The following is a 22,165-nucleotide window of genomic DNA, read 5'->3' on the forward strand; positions in this document are numbered from 1 at the left end:
CACCTCATGGGGATGTGAGCAGGGGTGGGCGGTGCAGCAGGCCGTGCACCGGACCGAACACCACGGACAGCAGGTACAGGCCGCCGGCCACCAGGACGATGGCCGGGCCGCTGGGCAGCGAGTAATGGAACGACAGCAGCAGGCCGAGCCAGACCGACAGGCAGCCGAGCAGGGCGGCGATGCCCAGCAGCCTTGGCAGGCGTCGGCTCCAGAAGCGTGCGGCGGCGGCCGGCAGCATCGTCAGGCCGACCACCATCAGCGCACCGATGGCCTGGAAACCCATCACCAGATTGAGCACCACCAGGGTCAGGAACAGGCCATGGGCCAGGGGGCCCAGGCGGCTGACGCTGTGCAGGAACAGCGGGTCGAGGGTGTCCAGCAACAGGGCCTTGTAGATCAGGGCCAGGGCCAGCAGGCTGAAGGTCGAGACCAGGAGCATGCCGTTGAGGGTCGGCCCGTCCACCGCCAGGGCCGAGCCGAACAGCAGGTGCAACAGGTCCAGGCGTTTGCCCGCCAGCCCGAGAATCAGCACGCCGCTGGCCAGGGATATGGGGTAGATAGCGGCGATGCTGGCGTCTTCCCGCAGGCCGGTGCGGCGGGTGATCCAGGCGGCCAGCCCGGCCATGCCCAGGCCGGCGCCGAGCCCGCCGAGGGTCAGGGCCGGCAGGCTGAGACCGGCGAACCAGAAGCCCAGGGCCGCGCCGGGGAGAATGCCGTGGGCCACCGCGTCGCCGATCAGGCTCATGCGCCGCAGGATCAGAAACACCCCCAGAGGCCCGATGCTGCAGGCCAGGACCAGGCCGCCGAGCAGGGCCCGGCGCATGAACAGGAACTCGCTGAAGGGCTGCCAGAAATGCGCGGCGAACTGCATCAAGCCACCTGCGCGCAGGGTGGTTGGGCGATCAGCTCTTGGCTGGGGCCGAAGACGCAGCCGCTGCTTTTTACCAGCAGGGTCCGGGGGATGTGCTGGCGCACGGCGGCCAGGTCATGGCAGACCACCACCAGGGTCCGGCCCTGAGCGTGCCACTTGTGCAGGTGGCGCCAGAGCAGGGCCTGGCCTGTTTCGTCGAGGGCGGCGTGGGGTTCGTCCAACAGCAGTATCGGTGCTTCGGTCAGGCTCAAGCGGGCGAGCAGGGCGCGTTGCAATTCGCCGCCGGAAAGGGCCATCAACGGGCGTTTTTCCAGGCCGCTCAGGCACCAGTCGTCGAGTACCGTGCGCAGCTTTTCTCCCCGGGCCCTGGCCGGTTCACGTTTGCCCCAGAAGCCACCGGCCACCAGTTCTTCCAGGCTGATGGGGAACTGCCGGTCCAGGTGTTGCTGCTGTGGCAGGAACGACAGACCGCCGCGCGGCGTACCCAGGTGGACCTTGCCCGAGAGTGGCTTCTGCAACCCGGCGAAGACTTTCAGCAAGCTGCTCTTGCCCGACCCGTTGGCGCCGATGATCGCGCTCAGGCTGGCCTTGGGCAGGTGCAGATCCAGCGCCGGGGTCAGCGGTTGCCCCGGGGCGCCCCAGCGCAGGTTTTCGCAGCGGATCATCAGGCCTCCCAGTTCCAGCGGCTTTCCGCCACGGCGTCATGGGCGTGCAGGCTTTCGGCATGCACCACCCGCAGGTGGAAGGCGTTGATTCCGGGTGAGCGACGCAGGGCCAGGTTCAAGCGGCGGGCGGCGTCTTCGCAGAACATCAGGTTCTGTCCGTTGGCCAGGGCAAAGGCTTGCTCATCGGCGCGCTTGACTGCGGTTTGCACAGCGGTGCCCAGGGCGCTTTCTGCATCGTTGATCAAGGCCATCAGCGGCAGTTCGTCAATGAAATCATCCAGGCGCAAATGCAATGCCGCGTTGCTGCGCTGGCTGTGGGGCGTGGCGACGATGCCTTGGGACGAACCCAGCCAAGCCAGGACGTCGGTGTGTTGCAGTGGCCGATCGGCAAAATCATCAATGAATTGCTGCTGGATCAGTTGCCGCGCCAATGCCGCCGAGCAGGGGCAGGTTGAGGAATAAGGCACGTCGATTTTTAGTTCCACGTGGAACATCGCGTTTTTCAGCCGCGCTTCAATGCTTAGCGGGTAGCTTTTCCAGCCGGCCAAAGGGCTGACCAATGCCGGGCGTTTCAGCAGCAGATCCAGCTGAATGCTCAGGTAGGCGCTATGCGCCAGACCTTCATGGCTATCAAGGAAACGCTGCAAAACCCGGCGCAGCAGCGCCGGGGTGAGGCTTTCCTGTTCGAGCATTTCCAGGGCCAGGTACAGGCGCGACATATGAATGCCTCGCGCTTCGCCATCGTCGAGGCTGACACCGGCATCGGCCTTGGCAGCGGTTCGCTGGCCGTCGATCACTACAGGTAAGGCAATGCCGCACATGCCCACCCATTCCAGGGGCAAGGCTTGGCGTGAGGCCTGCGCGGCGATATCCGGCAGAGTCAGCGCGTTCATGGACAGGTCCGTCGTGGGAAATAATTCGACATGTTATATTATAACAATGCGTCCGATGGGAAGTTTTTCCTCGACGGTTGTTCATCCTGCCTTGTGAGTACGGACGCTCCTTTTTTTGCGGTATTTGCCATGCACAGACGTCAATTGCTCAACCTGCTGTTGGCCGGTACGGCCCTGATGTTTCCCTGGAGTGTTCACGCCGCGCAGATTCGCCATGCGCGTTTGTGGAAAGACGCCGAAAAGCTGCGGCTGGTGCTCGATCTGAGTGGCCCGGTGCAGTACAAAACCTTCAGCCTCAGCGCCCCGGAGCGTCTGATCATCGATGTCGGCAGCGCTCGCCTGGTGGGTGACTTCAGCCAGTTGAACCTGGCCAACACCCCGATCCGCGCGATCCGCTCCGGGCCTTTTGGCCGGGGCGACACGCGGATCGTCCTTGACCTGACTCAGCCGCTGCAGCTCAACAGCTTTCTCCTCCCGCCCCAGGATGGGCAGGGGCACCGGCTGGTGCTGGACCTGTCCGCCCCCGGCAAGGCAGCGCTGCCGACCGTCGTGGCCAGCGCGCCCGTGGTCAGACCCGAGGCGGCGCCGGGCAAGCCTCATCCCAAGCGCGACATCATCGTGGTGGTGGACCCCGGCCATGGCGGCAAGGACCCCGGCGCGGTCGGGGCCAAGGGCGAGCGGGAGAAGGATGTGGTGCTGGCCATCGCCCGCTTGCTGGCCAAGCGGCTCAAGCGCGAGAAGGGATTCGACGTGAAGCTGGTGCGCAACGACGACTTCTTCGTGCCGTTGCGCAAGCGCGTGGAGATTGCCCGCAAGCATCAGGCCGACATGTTCATCTCGGTGCATGCCGACGCGGCGCCGCGCCTGACCGCGTCCGGTGCCTCGGTGTACGCCCTGTCCGAAGGCGGTGCGACTTCGGCCACCGCGCGTTTGATGGCCCAGCGGGAAAACGGCGCCGATCTGTTGGGGGCGAGCACGTTGCTCAACCTCAAGGACAAGGACCCGATGCTGGCGGGGGTGATCGTGGACATGTCGATGAACGCCACCATCGCCGCCAGCCTGCAATTGGGCAGCACCGTGCTGGAGAGCCTGGCGGGGATCACCACCTTGCACCAGAAGCGTGTGGAGCAGGCGGGCTTTGCGGTGCTCAAGTCACCGGACGTGCCGTCGATCCTGGTGGAAACCGGCTTCATCTCCAACAGCCGCGACCGCCAGCGCCTGGTCACCGCGCGGCACCAGCAAGCGCTTGCCGATGGCCTGTTCAACGGCCTGCAACGTTATTTCGAGAAGAACCCGCCGGCCAACAGCTATCTGGCCTGGCGCCAGGAAACCGGGAGCACCCACTCCGCGTAGCGAACAGGCCGGTGCGTGTTGGGTCGTTACCGAGTTTGCCTGCGCTGGCCAGTCGGCTCCGCCAAAGGGGCGGGTCAGGGCCGCTAGCACCCGCTGATACGGCTGCAGGTGAACTGGCCGCGGCTGCCGCCGGAGCTGGAGAAACGGTTGCGAGTGGTCCAGCCCACGCGCTGGCTGTAGCCCACCCAGGCTTCGCCATCGGAAGCCAGGCCGGTGAAGAAGGTCAGTTGGCCGTAGCGGCTGTTGGTCTGCACCCAATAGCGTTTGCCGATCACCTCGAACCCGCGCAAGTAGGTGGTGCTGCCTGCCGTGGCGACGCTGTAGGCGTTGCCCAACGGATCGACGCAGGCCAGCAGGGTAGCGCTGCGGGTGCAAGTGGCCAGGGGGTTGGGCACGGCTGCACCGGCCTGGCCGGCAAACGTCAGGATCAGGCTGGAAAGCAGGAGCGGCAGGGCAAGGCGCATGGCGATTCTCGTGGCGGCAGGGGCGCAGCATCGCGCCCTTCGTCGTGGGCGGCAAGGGAGGGTTGGCTAATTTGTGTTGTTATAATATAACATTAAATAAAGCCTGATCCGTGACCCGCCATGACTGAACAAGAGCTCCTCGCCGAACCCCAAGCGCACTACATGAACGAGGCCCAACAGGGCTTCTTCCGCGAACGGCTGCTGGCCCAGCGCACTGAGCTGCAGGAGCGCATCGCCGCAGAGTTCGACCAGCTGCGCGAACAGGAACCCCACAGCGACCCCGCCGACATCGGCAGCGCCGAAGAGCAGCGCCAGTGGCAACTGCGCCTGCTGGAGCGGGAAAAGAAGCTCCTGGACAAGATCGACGAGGCCCTGGAGCGCCTGGCCCGTGGTGAATACGGCTGGTGCGCCGACACCGGCGAGCCCATTGGCCTGCAGCGCTTGCTGCTGCGACCCACCGCCACCCTGTGCATCGAAGCCAAAGAGCGCCAAGAGCTGCGCGAACGCCACCAACGGGCGCCTTGACCCGCCGCGAACCTGATGAGGAATCCCCCATGACCGAGCGTCTTCCCGTTACCGTGCTGTCCGGCTTTCTCGGCGCCGGCAAGAGCACCCTGCTCAATCACGTCCTGCGTAACCGCGACAACCTGCGGGTGGCGGTGATCGTCAACGACATGAGCGAAATCAACATCGACGGCAGCGAAGTGCAACGCGATGTCAGCCTCAACCGCGCCGAAGAAAAACTGGTGGAAATGAGCAACGGCTGCATCTGCTGCACCCTGCGCGAAGACCTGCTGCTAGAGGTGGGCAAGCTGGCCCGCGACGGGCGTTTCGATTATCTGCTGATCGAGTCCACCGGGATCTCCGAGCCGCTGCCGGTGGCGGAGACCTTCACCTTTCGCGACGAGTCGGGCCAGAGCCTGGCCGATATTGCCCGTCTCGACACCATGGTCACCGTGGTCGACGGCATGAACTTCCTGCTGGACTACCAGGCGGCGGAAAGCCTCGCCAGCCGCGGTGAAACCCTGGGCGAGGAGGACGAGCGTTCGATCACCGACCTGCTGATCGAGCAGGTGGAGTTCGCCGACGTGATCCTGGTCAGCAAGATCGACCTGATCGGCAGCGCCGAGCGCGAGGAGCTGCTGGCGATCCTGGCGCGGCTCAACGCCCAGGCAGAAATCATCCCCATGGTCATGGGCCAGGTGCCCCTGGCCAAGATCCTCAACACCGGGCGTTTCGACTTCGAGCGGGCGGCCCAGGCGCCGGGCTGGCTGCAGGAACTGCGCGGCGAACATGTGCCGGAAACCCAGGAGTACGGCATCGCCTCCACGGCGTACCGCGCCCGGCGTCCGTTTCATCCGCAGCGCTTCTTCGACTTCATCAACCGGCCCTGGGTCAACGGCAAGCTGCTGCGCTCCAAGGGCTTCTTCTGGCTGGCCAGCAAGTACCAGGAGGCGGGCAGCTGGTCCCAGGCCGGGGGCTTGATGCGCCACGGCTTTGCCGGGCGCTGGTGGCGCTTCGTGCCCAAGCAGCAATGGCCCCAGGACGAGGAAAGCACCGCCGCGATCCTGCACAACTGGACCCCGGCCACGGGCGACTGCCGCCAGGAGCTGGTGTTCATCGGCCAGAACATCGACTTTGCCCGGCTTTGCGCCGAGCTCGATCTGTGCCTGCTGGATGACGACGAAATGGCCCTCGGCACCGAGGCCTGGAGCCTGATGAGCGATCCTTTCGGTCCCTGGCATGCAGAGGAGGCGGCCTGATGCTGACCCTGAATTCACCGGTGACCCCGCTGGCCAAGCCGCTGCCGGCGCTGCTGCTGCCCGGCGTGGTGCCCCTGGTTTCTCGTCGCCAGGCCATCGGCGCAACCCCGGCGGTACTGGCCGAGGTGTTGCAGGACGAGGTCAACCTCGGCCTATGGCAGCGGCGGTTGCCGGCGCATATCGCCGATTTCGGCGAGTTGCTGCTGTCCCTGAACCAGCCATTGGCGGAGTCGCTGGCGCTGGATCTGCCGGACGAGGAGGCCCTGCCGAACCTGCAGGGCCTGGCGTCGGGCTTCAGTGATTTGCACGGTTATGACGGCTTTATCGCCGACGTTTCCTGGCTGGTCAGCGCCTTTGCCTGCCTGTTGGGCGCCAAGCGCGTGGGCTTGCGCCTGCGGGTTCTGGACAAGGCCATGTGCCCGCGCTTTCACGTCGACCATGTGCCGGTGCGCCTGATCACCACCTACGCCGGGATTGGCAGCCAGTGGTTGCGCGAAGGGGCGATGGACCGTCGGCAACTGGGACAGGCCAGCGCTGAACCCCGTGACCCGACGCTGATCCAGCAGATCGGCAGCGGTGAGGTGGCGCTGTTCAAGGGCGAGAAGTGGCATGGCAACCAAGGGTTCGGCCTGATCCACCGCTCGCCGCAACCGGCGCCGGGGGAGCGCCGGCTGATCCTTACCCTTGATTGGCTGGGTTGATCCAGGCATGTAGCCGCTGCCGAGCCTGCGAGGCTGCGCCAAGGTCCGCAGGACCCTCAGTGCGCTCAAGAACGGCGTCTGCTGCGGCGTCGTTCTTGAGCGCGCGGATTTTCGCCCTGCTCGGGAAGGGCGTAGCATCACTTCACAGGCTTTCCGGACCCCCTTCCCATGCTGCAGAACATTCCCACCCATGTGATCGCCGGCCCTCTGGGCGCCGGCAAGACCAGCCTGATCCGTCACCTGCTGAGCCAGCGTCCGGCCGAGGAGCGCTGGGCGGTGCTGATCAACGAGTTCGGCCAGATCGGCCTGGATGCGGCCTTGCTGACTCGTGATGAAGACGGCATCGCTCTGGGCGAAGTGGCCGGTGGATGCCTGTGCTGCGTCAACGGCGCGCCGTTTCAGGTGGGTTTGGGGCGTCTGCTACGCAAGGCCAAGCCGGACCGTTTGTTCATCGAGCCTTCCGGCCTTGGTCACCCGGCGCAGTTGCTCAAGCAACTGAGTGTTGCACCCTGGAAAGGCGTGCTGGCGCTGCAGCCCTGTGTGCTGGTGCTGGATGCCCAGGCCCTGGCCGCCGGCAAGCCGCTGCCCCAGGCGCAACAGGACGCCCTGGCCAGCGCCGGTTTGCTGGTGTTGAACAAGGACGAACTGCTCAGCGACAGCGATCGGCTGCGGGTACTGGAGCAACTGCCGGACCTGCCGCTGTTCTGGACTCGCCACGCCACCTTGCCCCTGGCCGAGTTGCCGGGCCTGGAGGTCAGCGCCGGGGCGGCGCTGGAGCAACTGGATGTTCCCCAGGGCCTGGCACAGTTACCGGCGGTGTGGAGCGATCCGACGCAGCCGATCTGCCTCAGTCAGTCTCAGCAGGAGGGTTGGAGCATTGGCTGGCGCTGGCACCCGAGCCAGCGCTTCGATCTGGTCCGGGTCGAGCACTGGTTGCAGAACCTCGACTGGCGTCGGGCCAAGCTGGTGATCCACAGCGACCAGGGCTGGCGCTCGGGCAACGGGCTGGATAATTCGCCGCTGAACTGGCTGCCCAGCGAATGGCGCCGGGATTCGCGCCTGGAGCTGATCTTCAGCACCCCTCAGGACATGGCCGCCCTACAAGCCAGCCTCGCTGCCTGCCGCCTGTAGGCGCATCTCACGGTTTGAACTTGCGATGCTCTTCGCGCCACTGGCTCAGCTCGATCACCTCGGCGCTGGGCAGCGGCTCCTTGGCCTCGAACGGATAAGGCGCCAGCTCGATATGGGCGCTGTGGGCGCCGAACTGAGTGATGGTCCCGGCGTGGCGGGTTTCGCCGGTCACGGTGAACTCGAAGTTGTAGATTCGCGCCAGGCGCCGGCGACCATTGGCGTCCTTGACCAGGCCGATGCGCTTGAGCGCGACGTTGCCGTCCAGCAGCTCGATATCGAGCCGCGCGCAGTGCTGCTTGACCCGCTCCAGCGCGCGCTCGCGCAGGCCGTGGTTGTGCCACAGCCAGGCGGCGCCGGTCGCCAGGAGCATCAGCACAAAGATGTTTCCAAGGGTCAGCATGAAGGTTTGCTCCAACGAAGTGGCATCAGCTTAACTGCGTCTCCGGTCTGTCGTACAGGCTGCGTTTAGTCGCATACTGCGCGGCTTGAATTCCACCGGTTTTATGGAAAATCCTGCATGAAACGTACGCCCCACCTGCTTGCGATCCAGTCCCATGTGGTTTTCGGCCACGCCGGTAACAGTGCTGCGGTGTTCCCCATGCAGCGGGTCGGGGTGAATGTCTGGCCCCTGAATACCGTACAGTTTTCCAACCACACTCAGTATGGCCACTGGGCCGGAGAAGTGCTGGCGCCTCAGCAGATTCCCGAGCTGGTGGAAGGCATCGCCGCCATCGGCGAGCTGGGCAACTGTGACGCGATCCTCTCCGGCTACCTGGGCAGCGCGGCCCAGGGCCGGGCGATTCTCAGCGGCGTGGCGCGGATCAAGGCGATCAATCCCAAGGCCCTGTACCTGTGCGACCCGGTGATGGGCCATCCGGAAAAGGGTTGCAGCGTACCGGCGGAAGTCAGCGACTTCCTGCTGGACGAGGCGGTCGCCATGGCCGACTTGCTGTGCCCCAACCAGCTGGAGCTGGACAGCTTTTGCGGGCGCAAGCCGCAGTCGCTGTTCGATTGCCTGGGCATGGCCCGTTCGCTGCTGGAGAAAGGCCCCAAGGCCGTGCTGGTCAAGCACCTGGACTACCCGGGCAAGCTGGCGGAAGGCTTCGAGATGCTGCTGGTGACCGCCGAGGGCAGCTGGCACCTGCGGCGTCCGCTGCTGGCGTTTCCGCGGCAGCCGGTGGGGGTGGGCGACCTGACGTCGGGTCTGTTCCTGGCCCGGGTGCTGTTGGGTGACAGCCTGGTGGCGGCGTTCGAATTCACCGCCGCGGCGGTGCATGAAGTGCTGCTGGAAACCCAGGCCTGCGCCAGCTACGAGTTGGAGCTGGTGCGGGCCCAGGATCGCATTGCCCATCCGCGGGTGCGGTTCGAGGCCACGCCGATCGGTTTCTGACTTAAACGGCGGGTCGCTGTGTCAGGCCTGCTCGGAGAACTGCACCGTCGGCGCCGGCTGCCGGAAACCGCGGGTGTGCGCCGCCAGGTACAGCGCGCCCAGGGCGAACCAGGCCAGGCCAATCCCCAGGGTCAGGGCCGAAAGGCTGGTCCACAGCCAGACGATCAGGCCAAAGCCGATCAGCGGCAGCATGCCGTATTGCAGCAGCCGTGCACCGGTGTGCGGCTGACCCTGTCCCAGATGGCTCTTGATCACCGCCAGGTTGACCACCGAAAACGCCACCAGTGCGCCGAAGCTGATCATCGACGCCAGGGTGGTGAGGTCGATGACCACGGCCAGCAAGGACACCAGCGACACCAGGACAATGGCCAGCACCGGGGTCTTGTAGCGCTCGGACAAGGTGCCGAACATTCGCCGCGGCAGGATGCCGTCGCGGCCCATGCTGAACAGGATGCGCGACACCGAGGCCTGTGACGCCAGGGCCGAACCGGCAGCGCCAGCGACATAGGTGGCAGTGAAGAACATCTCCAGGAAGCGTCCGCCGGCGTGCAGCATCACCTCGCTGGCTGCCGAATCGGCGTCCTTGAAGCTGCTACCGGGGAAGGCCAGCTGGCTGGTCATGGCCAGCAGGATAAACAGCAGGCCCGCGCCCAGGGTGGTGATGACGATGGCTCGGGGGATGTCGCGGCGCGGGTCGCGGGTTTCCTCGGCCAGGGTCGATACCGCGTCAAAACCGAGGAACGACAGGCACAGCACCGCCGCCCCGGCCATCAATGGCAGCAGGCCGCCCTGACTGCCGTCGCCGACCCAGGGCGCGCTCAGGTCCAGGCTATCGGCCCCGGCCAGCTGACGAATCACCAGGGCCACGAACACCACCACGAACACCATCTGCGCACAGACGATCAGGTTGCTCATGCTCGACACCGAGCCGATGCCGCGAATGTTCAGCAGCGTCACCAGGCTGATGGTCGCCACCACGAAGACCCAGGCCGGCACCGCGGGAAAGGCCAGGTTGAGAAACAGACCGATCACCAGGTAGTTGATCATCGGCAGGAACAGGTAATCCAGCAGCAGCGACCAGCCGGCAAGAAAGCCGATGCCCGGTCCGAAACTGAGGCTGGCGTAGGAATAGGCCGAGCCGGCAATCGGGTATTTTTTCACCATGACGCTGTAGGACAGGGCGGTGAAGAGCATGGCCAGCAGAGTCACTACATAGGCAGCGGCGGTCCTGCCGCCGGTGATCTGGGTGACCACGCCGTAGGTGGTGAAGACGGTCAGCGGGACCATGTACACCAGGCCGAAGAACACCAGGGCCGGCAGCCCGAGGATGCGGCGCAGGGAGGTGCCCTGGGCACTGTGGGTGAAATCGCCGGGGACGAGGGCGGGATTGTCGGAGAGTGTATTGGCGCTGGGCATTGTTATTGTTCTCACGCGTTCGTGGGTTCGAAGGCTCCCCAAACGGGGAGTGCGCTTGTGCCTTGCCCAGCGATTCTGGCAGCGGCGCCTCCGGGGCATAACTCTCTATGTGGTCAAAAAGGGATGGATGTGGCCATTCGGGATGACCGCAGAAGACTGCCTGGAGCGACAGGGGTAGAGCAGGGCGAGCGCAGGAGGCTCAGCAGGGGCGTGTTGATGGGACCGTCCGTGGTCCGGCTGAATCAGCGCATGTGCCTGAGGGTCACGGGCCGTCGGCCTTGATTTCCTGGTAGCGCTTTTCCAGTTCCTGGCGGATCTGCCGGCGCTGCTGGGCCTGGATATAGCGACGCTTGCCATCGGCCGTTTCCGGCTGCAGCGGCGGCACCGGGGCCGGTTTGCGCTGGTCGTCCACCGCCACCATGGTGAAGAAGCAGCTGTTGGTGTGGCGCACCGAGCGCTCGCGGATGTTCTCGGTCACCACCTTGATGCCCACCTCCATGGAGGTGTTGCCGGTGTAGTTGACCGAGGCCAGGAAGGTCACCAGTTCGCCGACATGCACCGGCTCGCGGAAGATTACCTGGTCCACCGACAAGGTCACCACGTAGCGACCGGCATAACGGCTGGCGCAGGCATAGGCGACCTCATCGAGGTACTTGAGCAGGGTGCCGCCGTGCACATTGCCAGAGAAATTGGCCATGTCAGGGGTCATCAATACCGTCATCGACAGCTGGGCGTTTCCGGGTTCCATAGCACGCTCACGGTTCTGGGCAGGGGTTGCTGGAGCACCTCTGCGGGTGCTGGGTTCAAGGGTTTTCAAACCATCGATAACGGGACGCCGGGCCGGGCCACGCCGTCACGCCCCGGTGGATCTGTTTCCTAATATTGCACCGCCTTTCTGCCGGAAGTCGCGGTGTTAACCTGCAAAACACCCGTTCCAGGGCATTTTCCGACACTCCTTAAGGATTTTTCCTACTGCCGATCAGAGCTTTCTAATGTGGCGATCTGCGCCGCCCAGCTTTCAAGGAGAACCCTGGCCATGCATGCCATCAGCTTCATTCAGGACCTGGCCGTGATCATGTTGGTCGCAGGCGTGGTGACCATTCTCTTTCATCGACTCAAGCAACCGGTGGTGCTGGGCTATATCGTCGCCGGCTTCCTCATCGGCCCGCACACGCCGCCCTTCGGCCTGATCCACGATGAGCAGACCATCAAGACCCTGGCCGAGCTGGGGGTGATCTTCCTGATGTTCTGTCTGGGGCTGGAATTCAGCCTGCGCAAGCTGTTCAAGGTGGGGGCCACGGCCTTTATCGCAGCCTTCCTGGAAATCGTCCTGATGATCTGGATCGGCTATGAAATTGGCCGCTGGTTCGACTGGAGCACCATGGACTCGCTGTTCCTCGGGGCGATCCTGGCCATTTCCTCCACCACCATCATCGTCAAGGCGCTCAATGACCTGAAGATGAAGAACGAGCGCTTCGCCCAGCTGATCTTCGGTGTGCTGATCGTCGAGGACATTCTCGGCATTGGCATCATCGCCTTGCTGTCGAGCATCGCGGTCAGCGGCACGGTGAGTTCCGGCGAGGTGTTCTCCACGGTCGGCAAGCTCTCGCTGTTCATGATCGTGGCCCTGGTGATCGGCATTCTGCTGGTGCCGCGCCTGCTGGCCTACGTGGCCAGATTCGACAGCAACGAGATGCTGCTGATCACCGTGCTGGGGTTGTGCTTCGGCTTCTGCCTGTTGGTGGTCAAGCTGGAGTACAGCATGGTCTTGGGGGCCTTCCTGATTGGCGCGATCATGGCCGAGTCCCGCCAGTTGCTGAAGATCGAGCGCTTGATCGAACCGGTTCGCGATCTGTTCAGCGCGATCTTCTTCGTGGCCATCGGTCTGATGATCGATCCGCAGATTCTCCTGCAATACGCCTGGCCCATTGCGGTGATCACCGTGGCGGTGGTCCTGGGCAAGCTGTTTTCCTGCGGTATGGGGGCCTTTATCGCCGGCAACGACGGCCGAACCTCGTTGCGCGTGGGGATGGGCCTGTCCCAGATTGGCGAGTTTTCCTTCATCATCGCCGCCTTGGGCATGACCCTGCAGGTCACCAGCGACTTTCTCTACCCGGTGGCGGTGGCGGTGTCGGCCATGACCACTTTGCTCACGCCCTATCTGATCCGCGCTGCCGATCCTTTGTCGCTGAAGTTGGCGAGGATTGTGCCCCAGCGCCTGAGCCGGGTGCTGGGGATGTACGGCGAGTGGCTGCGCAGCATCCAGTCTCAGGGCGAGGGCGCGCTGCTGGCGTCGATGATTCGCAAGATCCTCCTGCAAGTGGGAGTGAATCTGGCGCTGGTGGTGGCGATCTTCTTTTCCGGCGGCTATTTCGCCGGGCGCATTGGTGCTTACCTGGAGGGCTGGGTCAGTGATCCGAGCTGGCAGAAGGCGTTGATCTGGGGCGCAGCCCTGCTGCTGTCGCTGCCGTTCCTGATCGCTGCCTATCGCAAGCTCAAGGCGCTGTCGATGCTGCTGGCGGAGATGGGGGTCAAGGCGGAGATGGCCGGGCGCCATACCCAGCGGGTGCGGCGGGTCATCGCCGAGGTGATTCCGATCCTGTCGCTGCTGGTGATCTTTCTGCTGTTGGCGGCGTTGTCGTCGAGCATCCTGCCGACGCTGGAGTTGCTGGTGCTGATTGCGGTGGTGGCGGCGGCGGTGGCCGCGGTGCTGTGGCGCTGGTTCATCCGCGTGCACACGCGAATGCAGGTGGCGCTGATCGAAACCTTCGATCACAGCAAGGACAACGGCGGGCATTGACCTTGCCGCTCGCCAGCAGGGTGCTGGCGAGCCTGTTCATGCCTTTAGCCGGCTCAGCTTTCCAGCCAGACGTCCCGCGCCCAGTGCCACACCGATTCCCAGGATTCCTCGGTGATCAGCTCTTCTTCGCCGGACCACAGCACCACGGTGCCGTCCTCTTCGACGCAGTAGTAGTCGTCGCCGTCCTGGCAGATCGGGATCAGCTCGCGCGGCACGCCCATGTCCCAGGCGGTCGCGGCCACTTCCGGCAGGTAAGTGTGGGATTGCGGGTCGGTGACGGTGACCGGCTCCAGGCTGCCGTAAACCACATCGCTGACGGTCAACAGGAACTCTTTGAAGACGAACGGGATATTGATGAACAGCTGTTCCTCAATTTCCACCAGCAGGTCTTCGTCCGGCAGTTCCAGGGGGACGGGTACCGGTTCGTTGGCTTCTCGGAGTTGTTCGATGACTTCTTCCACGGCCTGGGTCCTCTTAGCTCTATGGCGCGGTTGTTTGACGGCGGTTTATACAGTAGCTCGCTATAAGTGCAATCGTGAAATGCAAAACCCCGACTTGAGTCGGGGTTTTGCCTTACTGCTGTGACAACGGCATGAATCAACCGTTCTGGCGGATACCTGCCACCAGCCATGGCTGGTTGTCGCCCTGGGCGCGTTCCATGTTCCAGCTTTCGCTGAACACTTCGCCCTGGTCGAAGCGCGAGGTCTTCGACACACCGCTGAAGGTCAGGGTGGCGATGGTCTTGTCGGCGCGGTCATCCACGCCTTCCAGCTGCACTTGCAGGTTGTCGATGTAGGTGGACTGGAAGCCGTCGCCCAGATCGGCACGTTCCTGCTTGAGGAACTGCAGCATTTGCGGGGTCACGAACTCGGCGATCTTGTCCATTTCATTGGCGTCCCAGTGTTGCTGCAGGGACTGGAAGTGGTTGCGCGCCGCTTCAATGAAGCGTTCTTCGTTGAACCAGGCCGGAGCGTTGATCACCGGGCGCGCGGCAGGGGCTGCCGAGCCACCGAAGATCGAGCCGCCGGCAGGCTGCTGAGGTTCGAACGCCTCGCGCTGCATGGGCGCGTGACCGGCGGGAGCGAACTGCTCCTGCTGCTTGCGGCGACGCGCGGCGATGAAGCGGAAGATCACGAAGGCGATGACCGCCATGATCAGGATGTCGAAGATCTGCATGCCCTGGAAGCCGCCGCCCATGAACATGGAGGCCAGCAGGCCACCGGCCGCGATGCCGGCCAGAGGGCCGAGCCAGCGCGAAGCGCCACCGGCCTTGGCCGCGGCACCTGCAGCACCGGCTGCGCCAGCGGTGGCGGCAGCGGCAGGCGCGCCCGGAGTGGCGGGCGCCGCCTGGCGAGTCTGGTGGGTCGGGGCAGCGCCGGCGCTTTTGCCGCCGCCGAAGCGCTTGGCGTTGGCGTCGAGGCTCATCGTCAGGCCGATGCACAGCGCCATGGCGATGCTAAGAAAACGTTTCATAAAGGGGGTTCCCATTTGTGGATGGCACGCGCGCCATATTGCACAGGTGAAGTGTCAGTAGCGAGCGGCATAATGTTTCGGGCTTTTGCCTGACAGGCTCGGTTCAGCTCCGTTCGCCGGCATGCTCGCCGATAGGTTTTTTGTCCTCAAGGACGCGGCTTTGGTTCAATTGCGTCGCCGTTCAGCGACGCAGTGCCAGGAGCACGACGCCGGCGGTGATCAGGCCGATTCCGCCCCACTGGCGCAGATCGAGTTTCTCGCCCAGCAGGGCCACGCCGATGACTGCGACCAACACCACGCTGAGCTTGTCCACCGGCGCCACCAGAGAGGCCGGGCCGAGTTTCAGGGCGCGGAAATAGCACAGCCAGGAGGCCCCGGTGGCCAGTCCCGACAGCAGCAGGAACAGATAGCTCCTGGTGGAAATCGATCCCAGGGACTGATATTGGCCCGTTGCGTACAAAATCAAGGCCAGGCTGACCAGGACCACCACGGTGCGCAGCAGGGTGGCGAAGTCTGAATTGACGTTTTCTATCCCGACTTTGGCGAAGATCGCCGTCAAAGCGGCGAAAGTTGCCGAGAGCAGCGCCCAGAATGTCCACGAGGAAAAAAAGCCTGAACCCATGTTCGCGCTGCCTTTTCTGCACTGACCTGGCGGAGCCGGCTTGCTGGCGAAGAGGTGGTTCGCCAGTGAGCTTCACCGGCAAGCCGGCGCCTAGGGTCGGGTCGGGTTAGATGGCTTCCAGCTTGGCGTAGCCGAGCATCAGCCATTTGCTGCCTTCGCTGAAGTTGACCTGGACCCGGGCTTGGGCACCGGCGCCTTCGAAATTGAGGATCACCCCGTCGCCGAACACCGAGTGCCGCACCGCCTGGCCCAGGCTCAAGCCGGTGTCCGGAATCTCGCTGCCGCCGAACAGGCTGCTGGTGCTCTGCGACTGGCCACCGCAGAAAGGCCGGCTGACGCTGTTGGACAGGCGCACTTCCTGAATCAGCCCCTTGGGCACCTCGCGGACGAAGCGCGACACCTTGTTGTAGGTTTCGCTGCCGTACAGGCGACGGGTTTCCGCATAGGTCATCACCAGGTTCTGCATCGCCCGGGTGATGCCGACATAGGCCAGACGGCGTTCTTCCTCAAGGCGGCCGGGTTCTTCCAGGCTCATCTTGTGCGGGAACAGGCCTTCTTCCATGCCCACCAGGAACACGTAGGGGAACTCCAGGCCCTTGGCGCTGTGCAGGGTCATCAGTTGCACGCTGTCTTCGTGCTCGTCGGCCTGGGTATCGCCGGCTTCCAGGGAGGCGTGGCCGAGGAAGGCCGCCAGCGGCGTCAGGTCCTCGTCTTCCTCGCTGTTCTCGAAGTTGCGCGCGGCGCTCACCAGTTCCTCAAGGTTTTCCACCCGGGCCTGGCCTTTCTCGCCTTTTTCCGCTTCGTGGTAGGCGATCAGCCCGGACTGCTCGATCACCGTCTGGGTCATCAGGTGCAGGGGCATTTCCAGGGTCTTGGCGGCGAGGTTCTCGATCAGTTCGATAAAGGCCCCGAGGGCGCTGGCCGCGCGACCGGTCAGGCCTTTATTGGCCACCAGCTGGCGCATGGCTTCCCACATTGATACGTCGCTGTGGCGCGCGTGTTCGCGGATGGCTTCGACGGTCTTCTCGCCGATGCCCCGGGCTGGAACGTTGATCACCCGCTCCAGGGCCGCGTCGTTGCCACGGCCTTCCAGCAAGCGCAGGTAAGCCATGGCGTTCTTGATCTCGGCCCGTTCGAAGAAACGCTGGCCGCCATAGATGCGGTACGGAATGCGCTCGCGCAGCAGGGCCTCTTCCAGCACCCGGGACTGGGCGTTGGAGCGGTAGAGAATGGCGATGTCGCTGCGGGCCAGGCCGGTTTTCAGCGCGCTCTCGATGGTTTCCACGACATAGCGGGCTTCATCGTGCTCGTTGAAGGCGGCGTACAGGTTGATGGCTTCGCCGTCGCCGCCGTCGGTCCACAGCTCCTTGCCCAGACGCCCGGTGTTGTTGGCGATCAGGGCGTTGGCGGCCTTGAGGATGCCGGCGGTGGAGCGGTAGTTCTGCTCCAGGCGGATCACTTCGGTGTCCGGGAAGTCGGCGGAATACTGGTGAATGTTCTCGATTTTCGCCCCGCGCCAGCCGTAGATCGACTGGTCGTCGTCGCCCACCACCATCAGGCTGTCGCCACCCTGGGCCAGCAGTCGCAGCCAGGCGTACTGCACGGCGTTGGTGTCCTGGAACTCGTCCACCAGCACGTGGCGGAAGCGCTTCTGGTAGTGCGCCAGTAGGCCGGGGTGGTCGCGCCACAGGTCCAGGGCGCGCAGCAGCAGCTCGGAGAAATCGATGACCCCGGCGCGCTGGCAGGCGGCCTCGTAGGCCTCATAGATGCTGCGCATGGTGGCCAGGAACAGGTCGCCACTGGCCTGGATATGTTGCGGGCGCAGGCCTTCGTCCTTCTGTCCGTTGATGAACCACTGGGCCTGACGGGCCGGCCAGCGCTGCTCATCCAGGCCCAGCTCGCGGATCACCCGCTTGACCAGGCGTTGCTGGTCGTCGCTGTCGAGAATCTGGAAGGTCTGGCTCAGGCCGGCTTCCTGCCAGTGGGCCCGCAGCAGGCGGTGCGCCAGGCCGTGGAAGGTGCCGACCCACATGCCTGCCGGGTTGATGCCCAGCAATTGCTCGATGCGGTGGCGCATCTCGGCGGCGGCCTTGTTGGTGAAGGTCACAGACAGGATCGAGTGGGGCGAGGCGTTCTCGACCTGGATCAACCAGGCGATACGGTGCACCAGCACACGGGTTTTGCCGGAGCCAGCACCGGCCAGGACCAACTGACGACCCACGGAGGCGGCTACGGCCTGGCGTTGGGCATCGTTGAGGGAGTTCAACAGGAGGGAGAGATCATCGCGCATCGGGGCATTCTAGGGGCCCGCGTCACCCCGGGCAAACCCGGCTTTGCATTAGCCGATAAAACAACCGCGGGTGACGACCGGTCGGTCACAGGTCCCAGCCTTCGGCGCTTCAAGTCCGGGCTGTTGCGCTGTGGATTGATGGGGGATCGGTTTTATCGATTTTATGACTTGGAGCAGTTTGGCTCGCGCCTTTGCTTGTGTATGCTCCGCCGACGTTTCGGGCTCAACCATTATAAGAACACTGCCTATGACCCATAATCCCGACCTGTCCGGCCCCTTGGTGGAACCGCGGGTTATCCTTCTGCGCTACGCCGTCGAGATGGCGGTGGAACGCACGCGTCTGCTGTATCAGGGCTCGCTGCTGCCGACGCTGTTCATGCTGCTCAATGGTCTGGTGTGCACCTGGCTGCTCTGGAGCCCGGCGCGCTATCTGTTGCTCAGCGTGTGGATGGTCTGGCTGCTGGCCCTGGTGGCCTTGCGGGTGATCCAGGTGGCGGCCTTCGACTCGGCCATCCCCAGCCGCCAGGCGCAGCCGGTCTGGCAGCGCATGTTTCTTCTGGGCTCGACGGTCAGCGGCCTGACCCTGGCCTGTGCCGGCATCGCTCTGGTGCCCACCGACAGTTTTCTCCAGCAGGCGTGGGTCTTCGGCCTGATCGGCGCGGCCATTCTTTCGGCCAGCGTGGCCTATGCGGTCAGCCTGCAGGCCTTTCTTTCCTTCACCTTGCCGTGCCTGCTGCCGGCGATTGCCTACCTGTTCTGGGGCGGCGACGAGCAGCAGCGGGGCTGGGGCTGGCTGGGGCTGATTCTCCTGGTGTCCTTGAGCGTGGTGGCATGGCAGGTCAATCGCCTGATCCAGCGCGGCTTGCTGCGACGCTTTCAGAATCAGGCCCTGATCGAGCACCTGCAGGACGCCCAGAGCCGCAGCAACCAGCTCAACCGCGAGCTGGCCCGGGAAGTGGAGCAACGCCGCCGCGCCGAGGAACAGTTGCGCGAAGCCCAGGCCGGGCTGGAGCAGCGGGTGGCTCAGCGCAGCCTGGAGCTGGACGCGGCCAACCAGGCCCTGAGCAAGAGCGAGGCACGCCTGGCCCTGGCCCTGGACGCCAGCGAGCTCGGACTGTGGGACTGGAACCTGCAGACCGACGAGGTCCATCACACCCAGCTCAAGGAGCTGTTCGGCCTGGAGCCGGAAGACGTCACGGCGATGCTCAGCCACCTCAAGCCGCGGCTGCATCCCGAGGATCTGCCCGTGCTCAAGCGTGCCCTGGTGGAGCACCTCAAGGGCCGCAGCGAGGACTATCAGGTGGAATACCGGGTGCGCCATGGCGATGGCCGCTGGGTGTGGATCGAGGACCGTGGTCGGGCGGTGGAACGCAGCCCCGACGGACGGGTGCTGCGCATGGTGGGCACGCGGCGCGATATCAGTGCCGACAAGGAGCTGGAAGTGCAGCGCGACCTGGCCGCCACAGTGTTCGAGGCGGCCAGCGAAGGGATAGTCATCCTTGACCCCGATTACGCCCTGATCGCCGCCAACCAGGCCTTCAGTCTGGTCACCGGCTATCAGGTCGAAGACATGCTCGGGCGCAATGTGGTGGAGCTGTCCTGCAGCCGCGATGCCCGTCGTCACTATCCGATGATTCACCAGGCCCTGGAGCAGCACGGCAGCTGGCAGGGCGAACTGGTGGAAACCCGCAAGAATGGCGAGCTTTATCCGCAGTGGCTGCAACTGAACGTGGTGCGCGACAGGCGGGGAAAAGTCCGGCATATCGTGGGCTTCTTCGCCGATCTGTCGGCTAGGCGTGAATCCGAGGAGCGCATGCGCTACCTCACCCACTATGACGAGCTCACCGGGCTGGCCAACCGCTCGCTGTTCCGCGAGCGCCTGCGCGAGGCCCACCAGCGGGTGCGCCAGGGCAGCCGCAGCCTGGCCTTGCTGCACATCAATCTGGATCGCTTCAAGCTGCTCAATGACAGCCTCGGCCATGAAGTGGCCGACCAGCTGTTGCAGAAAATGGCGCGACGGCTGGTCAACGCGCTGCCGGAAGCCGACACCATCGCGCGCTTGTCCGGTGACGAGTTCGCCGTGCTGTTCGATGCCTACGGCAGCCTGTCCAGCCTGACCCGGGTGGCGACCCGCTTGCTCAGCAAGTTGCGCCTGCCGATCACCGTCGAGGGCCACGAACTGGTGGTCAGCGCCTCCATGGGCATCAGCATGCTGCCGGACAGCGCCCGGGAGATCGCCGCCCTGGTCAGCCAGGCGAACATGGCCATGGCCCACGCCAAGCACCTGGGCGGCAACAACTTCCAGTTCTATACCGAAAGCCTGCAAGCCAGCACCCTGGAGCGGTTGCAACTGGAGAACCAGTTGCGCAAGGCCATCGAAGAAGACCAGCTGATGGTCTTCTACCAGCCCAAACTGTGCCTGGCCACGGGCCGCCTGAATGCCGCCGAGGCCCTGGTGCGCTGGGACCACCCGACCATGGGCCGGGTGCCGCCGGGAGACTTTATCGGGCTGGCGGAAGAAACCGGGCTGATCGGTCCCATCGGCGAATTCGTCTTGCGCCAGGCCTGCCGACAGGCCTGTGAATGGCAGCGCCAGGGCCTGGAGCCGATTCGGGTGTCGGTCAACCTGTCGGTGTATCAGTTGCGCCAGGGCAAGCTGGTGAGTCTGGTGCGCCAGGTGCTGGAGGAGACCGGCCTGGAGCCGCACCTGCTGGAGCTGGAGCTGACCGAAAGCCAGTTGCTGGACAGCGTCGAGCACATCATCGCCACCTTCCGGCAACTGCGCGCCCTGGGGGTGAAGCTGGCCATTGACGACTTCGGCACCGGTTATTCGTCCCTGAGCTACCTCAAGCGGATTCCGGTGGACTACGTGAAGATCGACCAGGCCTTTATCCGTGGGCTGGCCGACGGAGGCGAGGACGCCGCCATCACCCGGGCGATCATTGCCATGGCCCACGGGCTGTCGCTGAAGGTGGTGGCCGAGGGCGTCGAAGAGCCCGGTCAACTGACGTTCCTGCGGGCCGAGCACTGCGATGAAGTGCAGGGCTATCTGATCAGTCGTCCGGTGAACGCCGAGGGCCTGGCGCTGCTGTTGCAGGCCCAGACTCGCTAGCCTTTATCGGCGTGCGCCACAACGGCTACATAAGTCGTACCCGGCTGAAAATGGGGGGGTAGGCCGGCAACTTCGTGATGCATTGAGCAGGCAAAAAGACGATTCCTGTAGTATAACTACAAGCTTGCTACATCTCCGGCGTCAGCCAATAACAATGAGTCCAGCCCTTTGAACCTGTTGCAGCACATTGCCCAGTCACGTCATTTGTTACGCAAATCGGAACTCAAGGTCGCCGATCACGTGCTCCTTGATCCTGCGGCGGTGATGCACAGTTCCATGGCGGACCTGGCCCACAGCGTGGGCATCAGCGAACCGACCATCGTGCGCTTCTGCCGGGCCATCGGCTGTTCCGGTTTCCAGGACCTGAAGCTCAAGCTGGCGCAGAGCCTCGCGGCCGGGGCCAGTTTCGGCCAGTTCGCGATCCATGAAGACGATTCCGTCGCCGACTACAGCCTGAAGATCTTCGACACCACCCTGCACACCCTGATGGAGGTTCGCGAGAAGCTCGATCCGGTGGCCCTGCAGCAGGCGGTGACCGCCATGTCCCAGGCCCAGCGCGTGGAGTTCTACGGCTTTGGCGCCTCGGGCGCAGTGGCGGCGGACGCCCAGCACAAGTTCTTCCGCCTGCTGCTGACCGCGGCGGCCTATTCCGACCCGCACATGCAGGCGATGTCGGCGGTGACCCTCAAGCCCACCGACGTGGCCATCTGCATTTCCCAGTCCGGGCGTTCCAAGGACCTGCTGATCACCGCCAACCTGGTGCGTGAAAGCGGCGCCTCGCTGATCACCCTGTGCCCGAGCCAGACGCCGTTGGCCGAGCTGTCCACGGTCAACCTGGCCATCGACGTCCACGAAGACACCGAGATCTACACCCCGCTGACTTCGCGCATCGCCCACCTGGTGGTGATCGACGTGCTGGCCATGGGCGTTGCGATGGCCCGCGGGCCGAGCCTGGTCAACCACCTCAAGAGCGTCAAGCGCAGTCTGCGCAGCCTGCGCCTGTCGCCCAAGTCGGTCAAAGCCCTGGACGACTGAGCCTGCCTGTCAGGAGCGGCTGGGCGGGTTTGCGCTGGCTGACGACAGGGGCTTGGGTGACCCACGCTTTCGCCGCCAAGCCGGCTCTTGCGCAAGCCAGCCAGCGCCCAGAGCGGTGTTGGGCAGGCGAATGTTCATCGTCCTGTAACCGAGTCGCCGCCAAACCGTAACTGCCGACGTCCATCG

20 protein-coding genes are annotated in these 22,165 nt (G+C 64.5%); 9 read left to right on the forward strand and 11 right to left on the reverse strand.

Annotation, left to right across the window (positions count from 1 at the left end; genetic code table 11):
• Positions 1-4: 4 nt before the first annotated feature.
• From ACMGG8_RS03970 to folE2, 3 genes are read right to left on the reverse strand one after another with little or no spacing between them, the layout of a single operon-like run.
• Positions 5-871 (reverse strand): metal ABC transporter permease, encoded by an 867-nt coding sequence (locus ACMGG8_RS03970; protein WP_414159204.1) that lies wholly within the window; start codon positions 869-871, stop codon positions 5-7.
• Positions 871-1,536, reverse strand: coding sequence for a metal ABC transporter ATP-binding protein (locus ACMGG8_RS03975; RefSeq protein ID WP_414159205.1), 666 nt, complete (start codon positions 1,534-1,536; stop codon positions 871-873). The genes ACMGG8_RS03970 and ACMGG8_RS03975 overlap by 1 nt, the downstream gene beginning before the upstream one ends.
• A complete protein-coding gene (folE2, locus tag ACMGG8_RS03980) occupies positions 1,536-2,429 on the reverse strand; it encodes a GTP cyclohydrolase FolE2 (RefSeq protein WP_235759363.1) in 894 nt (297 codons plus the stop codon). The genes ACMGG8_RS03975 and folE2 overlap by 1 nt, the downstream gene beginning before the upstream one ends.
• Before the next feature lie 129 nt (positions 2,430-2,558).
• On the opposite strand from folE2, the gene ACMGG8_RS03985 reads away from it, so the two are divergent.
• A complete protein-coding gene (locus ACMGG8_RS03985; RefSeq protein ID WP_414159206.1) occupies positions 2,559-3,782 on the forward strand; it encodes an N-acetylmuramoyl-L-alanine amidase in 1,224 nt (407 codons plus the stop codon).
• Between the two features lie 83 nt (positions 3,783-3,865).
• Here ACMGG8_RS03985 and ACMGG8_RS03990 read toward each other — a convergent pair whose 3' ends face one another.
• Positions 3,866-4,246, reverse strand: a complete 381-nt coding sequence (locus tag ACMGG8_RS03990; RefSeq protein ID WP_060841812.1) for a hypothetical protein — start codon at positions 4,244-4,246, stop codon at positions 3,866-3,868.
• A 120-nt stretch (positions 4,247-4,366) separates the two neighbouring features.
• On the opposite strand from ACMGG8_RS03990, the gene dksA reads away from it, so the two are divergent.
• The 4 genes from dksA to ACMGG8_RS04010 all read left to right on the forward strand — a co-directional run bounded on the left by dksA (position 4,367) and on the right by ACMGG8_RS04010 (position 7,841).
• Positions 4,367-4,771: an RNA polymerase-binding protein DksA gene (gene dksA / locus ACMGG8_RS03995; RefSeq protein WP_060841811.1), complete on the forward strand. Its 405-nt coding sequence runs from the start codon at positions 4,367-4,369 to the stop codon at positions 4,769-4,771.
• A gap of 29 nt (positions 4,772-4,800) precedes the next feature.
• Positions 4,801-6,009 (forward strand): zinc metallochaperone GTPase ZigA, encoded by a 1,209-nt coding sequence (zigA, locus tag ACMGG8_RS04000; protein ID WP_060841810.1) that lies wholly within the window; start codon positions 4,801-4,803, stop codon positions 6,007-6,009.
• Positions 6,009-6,710 (forward strand): DUF1826 domain-containing protein, encoded by a 702-nt coding sequence (locus ACMGG8_RS04005; protein ID WP_414159207.1) that lies wholly within the window; start codon positions 6,009-6,011, stop codon positions 6,708-6,710. The genes zigA and ACMGG8_RS04005 overlap by 1 nt, the downstream gene beginning before the upstream one ends.
• Positions 6,711-6,878: 168 nt before the next feature.
• Positions 6,879-7,841 carry a CobW family GTP-binding protein gene (locus tag ACMGG8_RS04010; RefSeq protein ID WP_108544975.1) on the forward strand — a complete coding sequence of 321 codons (963 nt, stop codon included), beginning with the start codon at positions 6,879-6,881 and terminating at the stop codon, positions 7,839-7,841.
• A gap of 7 nt (positions 7,842-7,848) precedes the next feature.
• On the opposite strand, the gene ACMGG8_RS04015 is transcribed toward ACMGG8_RS04010, so the two are convergent.
• A complete protein-coding gene (locus ACMGG8_RS04015) occupies positions 7,849-8,241 on the reverse strand; it encodes a DUF3301 domain-containing protein (RefSeq protein WP_060841807.1) in 393 nt (130 codons plus the stop codon).
• 117 nt (positions 8,242-8,358) lie between these two features.
• Between ACMGG8_RS04015 and pdxY the strand changes: the two genes are divergently transcribed.
• A complete protein-coding gene (gene pdxY, locus ACMGG8_RS04020; RefSeq protein ID WP_060841806.1) occupies positions 8,359-9,231 on the forward strand; it encodes a pyridoxal kinase PdxY in 873 nt (290 codons plus the stop codon).
• A 21-nt stretch (positions 9,232-9,252) separates the two neighbouring features.
• Here pdxY and ACMGG8_RS04025 read toward each other — a convergent pair whose 3' ends face one another.
• Positions 9,253-10,647, reverse strand: a complete 1,395-nt coding sequence (locus ACMGG8_RS04025; protein ID WP_414159208.1) for an APC family permease — start codon at positions 10,645-10,647, stop codon at positions 9,253-9,255.
• A 262-nt stretch (positions 10,648-10,909) separates the two neighbouring features.
• Positions 10,910-11,395 carry an acyl-CoA thioesterase gene (locus ACMGG8_RS04030; protein WP_060841804.1) on the reverse strand — a complete coding sequence of 162 codons (486 nt, stop codon included), beginning with the start codon at positions 11,393-11,395 and terminating at the stop codon, positions 10,910-10,912.
• A gap of 288 nt (positions 11,396-11,683) precedes the next feature.
• Between ACMGG8_RS04030 and ACMGG8_RS04035 the strand changes: the two genes are divergently transcribed.
• Complete coding sequence (locus tag ACMGG8_RS04035) at positions 11,684-13,447, forward strand: cation:proton antiporter (RefSeq protein WP_414159209.1); 1,764 nt, start codon at positions 11,684-11,686, stop codon at positions 13,445-13,447.
• 53 nt (positions 13,448-13,500) lie between these two features.
• Here the strand turns inward: ACMGG8_RS04035 and ACMGG8_RS04040 are convergent, their stop codons facing one another.
• From ACMGG8_RS04040 to uvrD, 4 genes are all read right to left on the reverse strand, one after another.
• Complete coding sequence (locus ACMGG8_RS04040; protein WP_007927598.1) at positions 13,501-13,908, reverse strand: SMI1/KNR4 family protein; 408 nt, start codon at positions 13,906-13,908, stop codon at positions 13,501-13,503.
• Between the two features lie 136 nt (positions 13,909-14,044).
• On the reverse strand, positions 14,045-14,920 hold the full coding sequence (locus ACMGG8_RS04045) for a Tim44 domain-containing protein (RefSeq protein ID WP_047306692.1): 876 nt from the start codon (positions 14,918-14,920) through the stop codon (positions 14,045-14,047).
• Positions 14,921-15,101: 181 nt separating this feature from the next.
• Complete coding sequence (locus tag ACMGG8_RS04050; protein ID WP_060841802.1) at positions 15,102-15,542, reverse strand: EamA family transporter; 441 nt, start codon at positions 15,540-15,542, stop codon at positions 15,102-15,104.
• Positions 15,543-15,648: 106 nt separating this feature from the next.
• Entirely contained in the window at positions 15,649-17,832 is a 2,184-nt protein-coding gene (gene uvrD / locus ACMGG8_RS04055; protein ID WP_414159210.1) for a DNA helicase II, read from the reverse strand.
• Between the two features lie 247 nt (positions 17,833-18,079).
• Here uvrD and ACMGG8_RS04060 point away from each other — a divergent pair, with 247 nt between their 5' ends.
• Both ACMGG8_RS04060 and hexR read left to right on the forward strand, forming a co-directional pair.
• The gene (locus ACMGG8_RS04060) at positions 18,080-20,944 is read left to right on the forward strand and encodes a GGDEF domain-containing phosphodiesterase (protein ID WP_060841800.1); all 2,865 of its coding nucleotides are present in this window, start codon (positions 18,080-18,082) and stop codon (positions 20,942-20,944) included.
• A gap of 168 nt (positions 20,945-21,112) precedes the next feature.
• Positions 21,113-21,979, forward strand: a complete 867-nt coding sequence (gene hexR / locus ACMGG8_RS04065) for a transcriptional regulator HexR (RefSeq protein WP_011064325.1) — start codon at positions 21,113-21,115, stop codon at positions 21,977-21,979.
• The last annotated feature ends 186 nt before the right edge of the window (positions 21,980-22,165 follow it).

It is taken from the genome of Pseudomonas sp. BNK-45 (genome assembly GCF_047456255.1).
Classification (GTDB): domain Bacteria; phylum Pseudomonadota; class Gammaproteobacteria; order Pseudomonadales; family Pseudomonadaceae; genus Aquipseudomonas.